7 protein-coding genes and 1 pseudogene are annotated in these 13579 nt (G+C 64.1%); 6 read left to right on the top strand and 2 right to left on the bottom strand.

Going from position 1 to position 13579, the window contains the following annotated elements; translation table 11 throughout:
• Nucleotides 1–34 precede the first annotated feature (34 nt).
• From E5X88_RS11905 to E5X88_RS11880, 6 genes are all read left to right on the top strand, one after another.
• Nucleotides 35–1288, top strand: a complete 1254-nt coding sequence (locus E5X88_RS11905) for a sarcosine oxidase subunit beta family protein (protein ID WP_292161460.1) — start codon at nt 35–37, stop codon at nt 1286–1288.
• Between the two features lie 15 nt (nt 1289–1303).
• The gene (locus tag E5X88_RS11900; RefSeq protein WP_292161458.1) at nt 1304–1579 is read left to right on the top strand and encodes a sarcosine oxidase subunit delta; all 276 of its coding nucleotides are present in this window, start codon (nt 1304–1306) and stop codon (nt 1577–1579) included.
• Complete coding sequence (locus E5X88_RS11895; RefSeq protein ID WP_292161456.1) at nt 1579–4563, top strand: sarcosine oxidase subunit alpha; 2985 nt, start codon at nt 1579–1581, stop codon at nt 4561–4563. The genes E5X88_RS11900 and E5X88_RS11895 overlap by 1 nt, the downstream gene beginning before the upstream one ends.
• The gene (locus tag E5X88_RS11890) at nt 4556–5185 is read left to right on the top strand and encodes a sarcosine oxidase subunit gamma (RefSeq protein ID WP_292161454.1); all 630 of its coding nucleotides are present in this window, start codon (nt 4556–4558) and stop codon (nt 5183–5185) included. The genes E5X88_RS11895 and E5X88_RS11890 overlap by 8 nt, the downstream gene beginning before the upstream one ends.
• Before the next feature lie 152 nt (nt 5186–5337).
• On the top strand, nt 5338–7707 hold the full coding sequence (locus tag E5X88_RS11885; RefSeq protein WP_292161452.1) for a DUF1989 domain-containing protein: 2370 nt from the start codon (nt 5338–5340) through the stop codon (nt 7705–7707).
• Between the two features lie 285 nt (nt 7708–7992).
• Complete coding sequence (locus E5X88_RS11880) at nt 7993–9702, top strand: APC family permease (RefSeq protein WP_292161450.1); 1710 nt, start codon at nt 7993–7995, stop codon at nt 9700–9702.
• Between the two features lie 146 nt (nt 9703–9848).
• Here E5X88_RS11880 and E5X88_RS11875 read toward each other — a convergent pair.
• Nucleotides 9849–10361, bottom strand: a pseudogene (locus E5X88_RS11875) (aldehyde dehydrogenase family protein); the annotation flags it as partial.
• Between the two features lie 41 nt (nt 10362–10402).
• Nucleotides 10403–13549, bottom strand: a complete 3147-nt coding sequence (locus tag E5X88_RS11870; protein ID WP_292161448.1) for an efflux RND transporter permease subunit — start codon at nt 13547–13549, stop codon at nt 10403–10405.
• Between the last annotated feature and the right edge of the window lie 30 nt (nt 13550–13579).

Below are 13579 nucleotides of genomic sequence, written 5' to 3'. Positions count from 1 at the left end.
TCCTGCGTGGCGCGAGCGACCTCGGAACAGACTTATGAAATACTCGATCTTCTCCCTCGCCCGCGCCGCGCTTTCCGGTCACAAGGCCTGGCAGCGCACATGGCGCGACGCCAGCCCGAAGGATCACTACGACGTGGTGATCGTCGGCGGCGGCGGTCACGGCCTGGCGACGGCATGGTTCCTGGCCAGCGAGTACGGCATCAGGAATGTCGCCGTGCTGGAAAAGGGCTGGATCGGCTCCGGCAATGCCGGCCGCAACACCACCATCATCCGCTCCAATTACGGGCTGCCCGGCAATACCGGCTTCTACGAGCTGTCGATGAAACTGTGGGAGCGGATGGAGCAAGACCTCAACTACAACACGATGGTCAGCCAGCGCGGCGTCATCAACCTCTATCATTCCGACGCGCAGCGCGACGCCTATGCGCGGCGCGGCAACACCATGCGCATCAACGGCATCGATGCCGAACTGCTCGACCTTGCGGCGGTCAGGAAGATGATGCCGTTCCTGAACTTCGACAATGCCCGCTTTCCCGTACAAGGCGGCCTCCTGCAGCGGCGCGGCGGCACCGCGCGCCATGACGCCGTGGTCTGGGGTTACGCGCATGCGGCCAGCGCGCTCGGCGTCGACATCATCCAGAATTGCGAGGTTTCGGGCTTTGTGCGCGACGCCAACGACAAAGTGACCGGCGTGGAGACTTCGCGCGGCAAAATCGGGGCCGACAAGGTCGGCATGGCCGTTGCCGGCAGTTCCTCGCGGGTCGCTGCGATGGCCGGCCTGCGCCTGCCGATCGAAAGCCATGTCCTGCAGGCCTTCGTCTCCGAAGCGATCAAGCCGGTGATCCCCAACGTCATGACCTTCGGTGCCGGCCATTTCTACGTCAGCCAGTCGGACAAGGGCGGCCTGGTCTTCGGCGGCGACATAGACGGCTACAATTCCTATGCCCAACGCGGCAACATGCCGGTCATGGAGGACGTCTGCGAGGGCGGCATGGCGCTGATGCCGATGATCGGCCGCGTGCGGCTCTTGCGCCAGTGGGGCGGCATCATGGACATGTCGATGGACGGTTCGCCGATCATCGACAAGACGCCGGTGGACGGGCTCTATCTCAATGCCGGCTGGTGCTATGGCGGCTTCAAGGCGACGCCGGGTTCGGGCTTTGTCTTTGCCCATCTTCTGGCCCGCGACGAACCGCACAAGGAGGCGGCAAGATTCCGCCTCGACCGGTTCCGGCGTGGTGCTGCGATCGATGAAAAGGGCGTCGGCGCCCAACCGAACCTGCACTGAGGACGGCCGGAAAACATGCGTATTGTCTGTCCCTTCTGCGGCGAACGCGAACTCGGCGAGTTCACCTATCTGGGTGACGCCAAGCCGGTGCGTCCGGCAGCCGGAGCCTCGGAAGACGAGGTGTTCGACTACGTTTATCTGCGCGACAATGTCGCCGGCGAGACGAGCGAGCACTGGTATCATGGCGGCGGCTGCCGGGCCTGGCTGAAGATCGCCCGCAACACGCTGACACACGAGATTTCATCGGTCGAGCCGGCGGCGGGCGTTGGTGCCGCCAAGGTTGGCGCCTGATGGTTAGTCTCGCGCAGACACACCGGCTGGCGAGCGGCGGCCTGATCGACCGTTCGGCGCCGCTGAACTTTAGCTTCGACGGCAAGATCCTTGCCGGCTTCCAGGGCGACACGCTTGCCTCCGCGCTGATCGCCAACGGCGTCAAGCTGGTCGGCCGCTCGTTCAAATACCATCGGCCGCGCGGCATCCTGACCGCTGGTTCGGAAGAGCCCAACGCGCTGGTCGAACTGCGCACGGGTGCGCGGCGTGAGCCGAACACCAAGGCGACGACGGCAGAACTTTATGACGGTCTCGAAGCGGCCAGCCAGAACCGCTGGCCGTCGCTGCGCCACGATCTGATGGCGGTGAACCAGCTGTTCGCGCCGATCTTCGTCGCCGGCTTCTACTACAAGACCTTCATGTGGCCGGCAAAGTTCTGGGAGGCCATCTACGAACCGGCGATCCGCCGCGCCGCCGGCCTCGGACGCGCGGCGGGCGTTGCCGACCCCGACCATTACGACAAGGCCTGGGCGCATTGCGACGTGCTGATCGCCGGCTCCGGCCCGGCCGGGCTGGCGGCAGCCCTTGCCGCCGGTCGCTCTGGCGCCCGCGTCATCCTGTGCGAGGAGGATTTTGCACTCGGCGGCCGGCTGCTTGCCGATGGCGGCACGATCGACCGTGTACCGGCAGCGGAATGGATTGCGCGCACGCTGGCCGAGCTCGCCACGTTGCCCGATGTCCGTATCATGAGCCGCACGACGCTGTTCGGCGTCTATGACGGCGGCACCTATGGCGCGATCGAACGGGTCAACGACCATCTGCCCTCGCCGCCCGAGCACCAGGTGCGCCAGCGGCTGTGGCGGATCGTGGCCAAACGCTCGATCGTTGCAGCCGGCGCCATCGAACGGCCTGTTGTCTTTGCCGGCAACGATACGCCCGGCGTGATGATGGCTTCGGCGATGCGAACCTATGTCGAACGCTACGCAGCAACGCCGGCACGGCGCGTTGCGCTGTTCACCAACAATGAGGATGGCTGGCGCACGGCCGAGACCGCGCTGCGCGCCGGACTGCAGATCGCGGCGGTCGTCGATGCACGCCCGGAGGTGTCCGCCGCGCATCGTGCGCTTGCCGCCAAAGCCGGCTTTCCCGTGCTGAACGGGTCCGTCGTCGGCGTCGACGGCGGCAAGGACGGTGTCAGGAAAATAGCGGTGTCGCTGACCGGCGGGGCGCGCGCCGAAGTCGAAGCCGACGGGCTTGCCGTTTCCGGCGGCTGGAACCCGGCGGTCGGGCTGACCTCCTATCATCGCGGCCGGCCGAAATGGCAGGACGATATATCAGCCTTCGTGCCGGACAGCGCTCCTCCCGGCATGGTGGCCGCCGGCGCCGCCAACGGTGCCTTCGGACTTGGCGCCTGCTTGAGCCAAGGGTTTGCCGCCGGTGCGGCGGCGGCGCAGAGCGCCGGGTGCAGCGGCACGGCCGGCACGCCGCCCGTCGCCGACGACGAAGCGTTTTCCTTGACGCCGCTCTGGCATGTCGCCGGCAAGGGAAAAGCCTTTGTCGACCACCAGCACGATGTCACCGCTTCGGACATCGAACTCGCACAGCGCGAAGGCTTCGAATCGGTCGAGCACCTGAAGCGGTACACGACGCTCGGCATGGCCACAGACCAGGGCAAGACCTCGAACGTCGCCGGCCTCGCCATCATGGCTGCGGTGTCAGGCAGATCCATCCCCGAGACCGGTACGACGATCTACCGTCCGCCCTATGTGCCGGTCGCCATCGGCGCCTTCGCCGGCCATCACCGCGACGAGAATTTCCATGCGACGCGGCTGACGCCGTCGCATCACTGGGCCGCCGAACAGGGCGCGATCTTTGTCGACACCGGCCTGTGGAAGCGCGCCCAATGGTATCCGCGCGCCGGCGAGAAGGACTGGCTGGAATCGGTCACCCGCGAGGTCAAGGCGGTGCGCTCGGGCGTCGGCTTCTGCGACGTCTCGACACTCGGCAAGATCGACGTGCACGGCCCCGATGCCGGTGCCTTCCTTGATCGCGTCTACATCAACACCTTCTCAAATCTCGCCGTGGGCAAGGCGCGCTACGGGCTGATGCTGCGCGAGGACGGCATGGTCTATGACGACGGCACCACGTCGCGGCTGGCCGAGGATCATTATTTCCTGACCACCACCACCGCCAAGGCCGGGCCGGTGATGCAGCACCTCGAATTCTGCCGGCAGGTGCTGTTTCCCGAACTCGACGTTCAACTGACGTCGGTCTCCGACCAGTGGGCGCAATTCTCGGTCGCCGGGCCGAAGACCCGTGACCTGCTTCGAAAAATCGTCGATCCGGCCGAGGATTTGTCGAACGAGGGGTTTCCGTTCATGGGCGCGCGGGAAGTATCCCTTCGCGGCGGCATCAAGGCACGGCTGTTCCGCATCTCGTTTTCGGGCGAGATGGCCTTCGAGATCTCCGTTCCGGCCCGCTACGGCGACGCGCTGGTGCGCAACCTGATGCTGGCCGGCAAACGATTCGGTGTGACGCCCTACGGCACCGAAGCGCTCGGCGTCATGCGCATCGAAAAGGGCCATGTCGCTGGACCGGAGCTGAACGGCACGACGACGGCCGCCGATCTCGGCCTGGCCAAGATGATGTCGACCAAGAAGGATTTCATCGGCCGCGCCATGGCCGGACGCGAGGCGCTTGCGGCAGCTGATCGGCAGGTCGTGGTCGGCATCAAGCCGACCGACAAGATGCGCCGCTTGCGCTCGGGCGCGCATGTCATTCCGAAGGGCGAGATACCGGGTCCCGACAACGACCAGGGCTATGTCGCCTCGGTCTGCTTCTCGCCGACGCTCGACCAGTGGATCGGGCTTGCGCTTGTCGAGCGTGGCCGCGAGCGCATCGGCGAGATCGTCCACGCGCACGATCCGCTGCGCGGCGAAGACTATGACGTTGAACTGTGCAATTCCGTCTTCTACGACCCGGATGGAGGGCGCCAGCGTGGCTGAATTTTCCTGGGTTTCGCGCAGTCCGCTGCAGCACGCGCTTGTTGCGGGCGCCTATGGTGCGCGTGACGTCGAGCCTGGCGTTTCGCTCACTGAAGTTCGCAATTTCGAGTTGATCCAGATTATGGCGCGGCGCGGCAGATGGGCTGATTTGGCTAGCGCGGCTAAGACCCGTTTCGGCGTGGCGGCCCCGGACGTGCCAAAGGCGATCCAGTCGCCCGATGCCGCGCTGATCTGGTCGGGACCGGACCAGTTCCTCGTCCTGTCAAAAGGCGGCAAGCACACGTTTGCACCGTTGAGCCAGGCGTTTTCGCAATCGGCCTCGCTGTCCGACCAGTCGCATGCGCGCGCCCTGATCGGCGTCTCGGGCGCGAAGGCGCGCACCATGCTGGCAAAATTGTCGTCGATCGACCTGCATCCGACGGTGTTCCCGATCGGCGCCGCTGCCGCCACCTCGATTGATCACACCAGCGTCAATCTCTGGCGCGGCAATGACCGGCCGGATGGGCAGGCTGTGTTCAACCTTCTGGTGTTCGCGACCTTCGCGGAAAGCCTGTGGCACACGATACTCGACGCAGCCGCCGAATACGGCGTTTCGATCGCGTATGCAGAGGAGTTGGCGTAGCGTTTGTTCCGCGCCACCCCTCCCTTTTCCCACAAAGGGGAGGAGGGAAAGCCGCGCAGCTTCACCTTGCCAAATCCAGCCTTGCTGCCTATTCTTCCCGCTAAAATAATTTCACGTACAGGCAAACTTGTTTCTTCAGACACAGGGTCGAGATGAGCCAGTCGCCCTACCCCGCCGTCGCCGCCGGACCACCCCGGCCGAGCCTGATCCTGCGGCCCGGCCAGATCGCGCTACCGGCCGCGATGGAGCGCTACCATGTGCAAGGCAATGGCGCGGTACTCATCGATGTCGAGGCCGGCGACACGATCAGCGTGCGCAACGTCGAAGGCGGGCAGGCCTGCGAACTCCTGGCATGGGACAAGAGCGGCACGACCGATCCTGGCATTTTCGGTGAGAAATCGAACAGCAACGCCGCCGGTATCAAGGCACTGCTGGCCGATGGCGACGACAGCCTCGCCGCGCTGCGCCATGGGCTGCAGCGCCGCCAGGTGCAGCTCGCCCAGCCTAAGGCGGTGCGCGTCTTCGGCGGCTCCACCCCGGCCGGCACCGAACAGGGTTTTACCGTCGCCCGCGACGGCTCGATGGTCGTTGCCGCTCCGGGCGGTCCGATGCTGGTCGACGGCCACGACACGGCGACGCCGCTCAGCGTCATCGTCCGCCGCGCCACCATCCGCCCTGCGGCGAAGTCGCGGCTGGCCGACCCGCTTGCCGAGCCGGTGCTCGATCTGCGCGTCCGTTCGGCGACCGCTGAATCTTATTTCGTCAGGGCAGGCGACTATCTGCAGATCATCGATGTCGACGGGCGCCAGTGCACCGATTTCCAGTGTTTTTCGGCACGCAAGCTGGACAAGGGACGCGATCATCCGCTCGACGTGACGACGACCCGCACGCTGATGGGTTCGAGCTATCCGATGCCCGGCCTGCATTCGAAATACTACGACCAGGACATGGAGCCGCTGGTCGAGGTGGTGCAGGATACATGCGGCCGGCACGATGCGTTCGCGCTCGCCTGCGCGGCCAAATATTACGACGACATCGGCTATCCCGGCCACCCCAACTGCTCGGAGAATTTCAACCGCGCGCTTGCGGACAAGGGCGTAAATCCCCGCGCCGGCTGGATGGCGATCAACTTCTTCTTCAACACGGCGATCGACGCGCATGGCGTCATGGTTTCCGACGAGCCATGGTCGCGGCCGGGCGACTATGTCCTGCTGCGGGCGCTCACCGACATCGTCTGCGTCTCGTCCGCCTGCCCCGACGACACGACGCCGGCCAATGGCTGGAACCTGACCGACATCCATGTGCGGACCTATTCCGGCCAGCACAAATTCTCGCGAGCGATCGCCAGACGCACAACGCCCGATTCGGAACCGAAAATGACCCGCGAGACCGCCTTTCATTCGAGCTTTGCCAAGCACACCCGAAATTTCGTCGAGTACAGGGGCTATTGGCTGGCCAATGCCTTCGCCAAGGAAGGCGCGATCGACGAATATTGGGCGTGCCGGCGGGATGCCGTGATCATGGATCTGTCGCCGCTGCGCAAGTTCGAGGTCACCGGCCCGGATTCCGAAGCGCTGCTGCAATACACGCTGACCCGCGACGTCAAGAAGCTCGGCATCGGCCAGGTCGTCTATACCGCCATGTGCTACGAGCATGGCGGTATGATCGACGACGGCACGCTGCTCAGGCTCGGCAAGGACAATTTCCGCTGGGTCGGCGGCGACGACCTGTCCGGCGAATGGCTGCGCGAGACGGCAACAAAACTCGGCCTCAACGTGCTGGTGCGCTCGTCCACCGACCAGATGCACAATGTCGCCGTACAAGGACCGAAGAGCCGGGATATCCTTAAGGAGATCATCTGGACCTCGCCGCTGCAGCCGTCGATCGAGGAGCTCGAATGGTTCCGCTTTGCGGTGGCGCGCATCGGCGGCGGCAATGGCATTCCGGTCGTCGTCTCGCGCACCGGCTATACCGGCGAGCTCGGCTACGAGATCTGGTGCCATCCGCGCGACGCCGAAAAGGTGTTCGACGCCATCTGGGAGGCCGGCCAGCCGCACGGTCTGAAGCCGATGGGACTGCAAGCGCTGGACATGGTGCGCATCGAGGCCGGGCTGATCTTTGCTGGCTATGAATTTTCCGACCAGACCGATCCCTTCGAGGCGGGTATCGGCTTCACCGTGCCGCTGAAGACCAAGACTGACGATTTCATCGGCCGCGAGGCCCTGATAAGGCGCAAGGAAAACCCGCAGAAGAAACTGGTCGGCCTCGACATCGACGCCAATGTCGCCGTCGGGCACGGCGATTGCGTCCATGTCGGCCGCGCACAGATCGGCGAGGTCACTTCCGCCATGCGTTCACCGCTGCTGAACAAGAACATCGCATTGGCAAGGCTCGACGTCACCCATGCCGCCATCGGCACCGAGGTAGAGATCGGCAAGCTTGACGGGCACAGCAAGCGGCTGCCGGCACGCGTCGTGCCCTTCGCCCACTACGACCCGCAAAAGACCAGACCGCGCTCCTGACGGCCGATTTCAAGGATCGCGAACGGCGCAGGCCAAGCCGTAAAAGTCGATCCCCTCGCCCTGGAATCAGCTGCGGCGAGTGCTGTTGGCGCGTGCTCCGCACACCGATGTGCACAGCTTCACAAAAAGCTTGACGTGGAAGCGTGTCGAGTCAATCTTCACTGCTAAGAAAAAAAAACAACTGAGCGGAAACACCGACGTCATTCAACGCATGCGTCGGCGACGACGCCTTGCGAGATCGCGGCTGTCGCCGATGGGGAACATCAAAATGGGGAATGCACGCATATGAGCACGATAACCACTGTCCTGGAGCAGCCTGCCGAAGGGCAGTTGCAGCGGAACATCAACTGGCGCGGCGCCTTCTGGGTGGCAAGCGGCGTTCCCGCCCTTGTCCTGTTTTCGATCGGCGGCATTGCCGGCACGACCGGAACGCTGGCCTTCGTGATCTGGACCGCGTCCATGATCATGGGCTTCCTGCAATCCTTCACCTATGCGGAGATCGCCGGCCTGTTCCCGAACAAGTCCGGCGGCGCCTCGGTCTACGGCGCCACCGCATGGCTGCGTTATTCCAAGTTCATCGCGCCGCTCTCGGTCTGGTGCAACTGGTTCGCCTGGTCACCGGTGCTGTCGCTCGGCTGTTCGATCGCCGCCGCCTACATCCTCAACGCACTGGCGCCGGTGCCGCTGTTTAGCGACACCTCGCCGGAAGTCGCCGCCTATATGACGGCCCATGCCGGAACCAGTGCCGCCGACGCGATCACGGCCGTGACCGCGGCCGCCACGCCGGCGATCCGCAACTGGACGCTCTACGGTCACACGCTGGGTCCGGTCTCCTTCACCTTCAACGCAACCTTCTTCATCGGCGCGGCGCTGATGCTGATCATCTTCTCCATCCAGCATCGCGGCATCCTGGGCACGGCGAATGTGCAGAAGTATATCGGCCTGTTCGTCATCATTCCGATGCTGATCGTCGGCGTCGTGCCGATCGTCACCGGCCAGATCAACTGGGCCAACTTTTCGCCGCTGGTGCCGCTGGCAGCCGCCTACGCGCCCGAGCCCGGCGCGTGGAACATCGCCGGCTGGACGCTCGTGCTTGGCGGCATGTTCATCGCCGCCTGGTCGACCTACGGCTTCGAGACCGCCGTTTGCTACACCTCAGAATTCAAGAATCCCGGCACCGACACATTCAAGGCGATCTTCTATTCCGGCCTGCTTTGCATGCTGCTGTTCATCCTGGTGCCGTTCACCTTCCAGGGCGTGCTCGGCTTGAACGGCATGCTGGCCACCCCGATCGTCGACGGTTCCGGTGTTGCCGATGCCTTGGCCGGCATGGTCGGCGGCGGACAGTTGATCCACAGCCTGCTGGTGATGCTGATGATCCTGGCACTGGTGCTGTGCATCATGACGGCGATGGCGGGTTCCTCGCGCACGCTCTATCAGGGCTCCGTCGATGGCTGGCTGCCGCGCTATCTCAGCCACGTCAACGAGCACGGCGCGCCGACGCGGGCCATGTGGACCGACCTGATCTTCAACGTGATCGTGCTGGCCATCGCCTCGGCCGACGCGACGAGCTTCTTCTTCATCCTCGCCGTGTCGAACTGCGGCTACATCATCTTCAACTTCCTCAATCTCAATGCCGGCTGGATCCACCGCATCGACAACGGCCATATCGCGCGGCCGTGGAAAGCGCCGAGCTGGCTGCTCGGCGTCGGCGCGATCTTTGCCTATGTCAACATGATCTTCATGGGCGCCGGCGCCAAGGTCTGGAACCCGATGGCGCTGTGGGCCGGGCTGATCACCGCTGCCCTGATCATCCCGGTGTTCTGCTTCCGGCATTACATCCAGGACGGCGGCAAGTTTCCCGACCATATGATGGCCGATCTCGGCATGAAGTCGACCGATCTTACGGTCCGCAAGGCGGGCATCCTGCCCTACCTGACGCTGATCGCAGGCGTGGTGGTGATGCTGCTGGCCAACTGGCTGTTCGTCATCTGATATCAGCCTCAAGGGGATCGAGCGCGCGATGCGCGCTCGATCCCTACATATTTGTTCTTGCTTTGTGCCGGCAGTTATGCTAGGCGCCCATGACTCGCCGTCGAGGCGGGTTTTTCGTTTCGGGGGCCTATTCGGCAGGCCGCCCAATCGATCTTGATAAACACGCCCTTGGTCTGAGATACTCGTCGAGGTGCTCGGCACCGCCCTCGCGTCCGTAGCCGCTCATCTTGTAGCCGCCGAAGGGCATGGCCGGATCGATGGCGTGATAGGTGTTCACCCAAACCGAGCCGGCGCGGATTTTCCTGGAAAGCTGATGTGCCGTGGCGACATTGCGGGTGAAGACCCTGGCCGCGAGACCATAAGGCGTGTTGTTGGCCCGCTCGACCGCCTCGTCGAGCGTATCGAAGGGCAATGCCGAAATGACCGGCCCGAAGATCTCCTCGCGTGCGATCTTCATGTCGTCCGAAACGCCGGCAAAAGACGGTCGGCGCGACGAAATTGCCGGCGGCCAACGCACCCTCCATCAGGCGTGTACCACCGGTAACGAGGGTCGCGCCCTCCGCAGTGCCGGCTTCGAGATACGGGGTGACCCGTTGCAGCTGCTTCTCCGAGACGAGCGGGCCAATCTCTGTTGCCGGGTCGATGCCATCGCCGATCTGAGACCCTTGGCATAGGCCGGACGTCACATCTGCCAACAACTCTATTCGGCCGCCAGGGGCAGACGCGGCCTGTCGTCGTTATCTGCCAGCTCCGGCTCGACCGCCTGCTCAGCGTCCCCTGCCTTCTTGCGCTCCCTGCCGAAGAACAGGGAATAGCCTGCCGGAAGGACGAGAATGGTGAGGACCGTGGCGACGAGGATGCCGCCCATCATGGCATAGGCGAGCGGACCCCAGAAGACGCCGCGCGAAATCGGGATCAGCGCCAGGACCGCCGTCAGCGCCGTCAGCATGATCGGCCGGAAACGGCGGACCGCCGAGCCGATGATCGCCTCCGAGCGCTCCATGCCGGTCGCGATATCCTGGTCGATCTGGTCGACCAGGATGATCGAGTTGCGCATGATGATGCCGAGCAGCGCGATGACGCCGAGGATGGCGACGAAGCCGAACGGTGCGCCGCTGATCAAAAGTGCCGCCGCCGCGCCGATGATGCCGAGCGGACCGGTCGCCAGCACCAGCATCGCCTTGCCGAAATGCTGCAGCTGGATCATCAGCAGCACGACGATGACGGCCAGCATGATTGGAGCTTTTGCAGCAATGGAGGCCTGGCTTTCGGCCGAATCCTCGGCACCGCCCTGGATCTCAATGTTGTAGCCGGGCGCCAGACCGTCGCGCAGGCCCTGCATCTCGCTGTACATCTTCATGACGACGTCATTCGACTGCACGCCATCCGGCAGCGTGGCGCGCACGCTGATGGTCGGCAGACGGTCGCGTCGCCATTCGACGCCCTGCTCCATCACAGGTACGACCTTAGCGACCTGCGACAGCGGCACGAAGCCGCCGAAATCCGTCGGGATATAGACGGAGTCGACCGCCGACAGCAGGCGACGGCTCGCCTCCGGTTCGCGGGCGACGATCGAAACGGTCTCCTCGCCGTCGCGGAAATCGTCGAGCGGCGCTCCCGACATGGTTGCCTGCAGAATCTGACGGATGCGCTGCGAGGTGACGCCGAGCGCACGGGCGCGATCCTGGTCGATCACCAGCTTCATCTCCGGCACGGGCTCCAGCCAGTCGTCGTGGACGGCGCCGAGCAGCGGATTTGCCTGGAACTTCGCCTTCACCTCGTCGGCGATGCGGCGCACCTCCTGGCGATCCGGGCCCATGACGCGCATCTGCACCGGCCAGCCCGTGGGCGGCCCAAGGAACAGGCGGTCGACCTTGGCGCGGATCGACGGGAAATCCTCGGCCAGAATGGTGCGCAGCTTGACGATCAGCCGCTCGCGGGCTGGTTCGTCATTGGCCATCACCAGAAGCTGGGCGAAGTTCGGATTGCTAAGCTGCTGGTCGAGCGGCAGGAAGAAGCGCGGCGCGCCCTCGCCGATATAGGTGGCGATGAAGCGCTTGTCCTTGTCGTCCATCATCCTGGTTTCGAGCGCCTTGGCCTGCGTCTCGACTTCCTTGATGCTGGTGCCTTCCGGCAGCCAGAGGTCGACGAGGATTTCGGGACGCGACGACTGCGGGAAGAAGTTCTGCGGGATGAACTGGAACGCCCACAGGCTGGTTGCGAAGGTCACCAGCGTCATCACCAGCACGATGATGCGGTGGCGTACGGACCAGCCGACGGTGGCGCGAAGCCGGTGGTAGAAGCGCGTGTCGAAGACATCGTGATGGCTGCCGGCATGTTTTCGCTGCTTGAGGATCATGTGACCGAGCCATGGGGTGAAATAGACCGCCACGAACCAGGACACGACCAGCGCGATGCCGACGACGTAGAACAGCGTGCGCACATATTCACCGGCCGTCGAGGCCGCGAAGCCGACCGGGATGAAGCCGGCGGTGGTGATCAGCGTGCCGGTCAGCATCGGGAAGGCCGTCGAGGTATAAGCGAAGCTCGCCGCCTCGATCTTGACCAGTCCTTCCTCGAGCTTGCGCTCCATCATTTCGACGACGATCATCGCGTCGTCGACGAGCAGGCCGAGCGCAATGATCAGCGCGCCGAGTGAGATGCGCTGCAGATCGATGCCGATCTCGTACATGATGGCGAAGGTGGCGGCCAGAACGAGCGGGATGGTGATCGCGATCACCAGGCCCGAACGCCAGCCGATCGTCAGGAACGAGACGACAAGCACGATCAGCAGCGCCTCGCCAAGCGCTTCCATGAACTCAGTCACCGCATCCCTGACCACTTCCGGCTGGTCGGAAATCTGATCGACCGAAACGCCGTAGGGCAGCGCCTCTTCGAAACGGTGATAGGTCGCCTCGACGTCCTTGCCGACATCGGCGACGTTGAAGCCCTTGGCCATGACGACACCGACCTGGACGCTGTCGTGGCCGTTGAAGCGATATTTGCGCTGATAGGGGTCTTCGAGGCCGGAGGTCACGGTGGCGATATCGCCGAGGCGCGTCACCTGGCTGCCGGCGCGCAGACGAAGCTCGCGAATGTCGGCCACCTTCGTCACGTCGCCTTCGACCGAGATGCGCACCGAACGCTGGCCAGTATCGACCGAGCCCGCCGGATCGACATTGTTCTGACCCCTGATCGCGTTCTGCAGATCGGTGAGCGTCAGTCCGCGCTGGGCAAGCGCCTTGGACGAAACGTCGATATAGATCTTCTCCGGCTGGTCGCCGATGATCACGGCCTTCTCGACGCCGGGCGTCGTCAGCAGCATGTCGCGCGCCTGGATGGCGAATTTCTTCAGCTCGGGATAGCTGTAGCCGTCGCCGCTGATCGAATGCAAGGTGATGAAGGTGTCGCCGAACTCATCGTTGAAATAGGGCCCGAGCAGCCCCTGAGGCAGCTCGTTCGAGATATCACCGACCTTCTTGCGCACCTGGTAGAAGGCATCCGCGACCTCAGCGGGATTGGTGTCGCCTTTCACCTGCAAGGTGATGATAGCGCTGCCGGCGCGCGTGTAGGAACGGACGAAATCGAGATGGGGCGTTTCCTGCAGCTTGCGCTCGATCTTGTTGACGACCTGGTCCTCCATCTCCTGGATCGAGGCCCCCGGCCAGACCGCCTGGACGACCATGACACGGAAGGTGAAATCCGGGTCTTCCTTCTGGCCCATGCGCATCAGGCCGAGCGCACCGGCTATGAGGATCAGGCCGAACAGGAACCGCGCGATGCTCGGGTGCCCGATCGCCCAGCGCGAAAGATTGAAGGGCCGCTTTTCATTGGTTTCGGTGGTCATAGCGCCAGTCCATTTGTCTGATCGTCAGCG

The sequence above is a fragment of the Mesorhizobium sp. genome (genome assembly GCF_004962245.1).
In the GTDB taxonomy this organism is placed as follows: Bacteria; Pseudomonadota; Alphaproteobacteria; order Rhizobiales; family Rhizobiaceae; genus Mesorhizobium.
This window is presented reverse-complemented; position numbering and strand designations above follow the sequence as displayed.

What these genes read in the sequence shown, in the direction of transcription:
- E5X88_RS11900 (WP_292161458.1), top strand. Translation starts at nt 1,304, where the DNA reads ATGCGTATTGTCTGTCCCTTCTGCGGCGAACGCGAACTCGGCGAGTTC.
- E5X88_RS11885 (WP_292161452.1), top strand. Translation starts at nt 5,338, where the DNA reads ATGAGCCAGTCGCCCTACCCCGCCGTCGCCGCCGGACCACCCCGGCCG.
- E5X88_RS11895 (WP_292161456.1), top strand. Translation starts at nt 1,579, where the DNA reads ATGGTTAGTCTCGCGCAGACACACCGGCTGGCGAGCGGCGGCCTGATC.
- E5X88_RS11905 (WP_292161460.1), top strand. Translation starts at nt 35, where the DNA reads ATGAAATACTCGATCTTCTCCCTCGCCCGCGCCGCGCTTTCCGGTCAC.
- E5X88_RS11870 (WP_292161448.1), bottom strand. Translation starts at nt 13,549, where the DNA reads ATGACCACCGAAACCAATGAAAAGCGGCCCTTCAATCTTTCGCGCTGG.
- E5X88_RS11880 (WP_292161450.1), top strand. Translation starts at nt 7,993, where the DNA reads ATGAGCACGATAACCACTGTCCTGGAGCAGCCTGCCGAAGGGCAGTTG.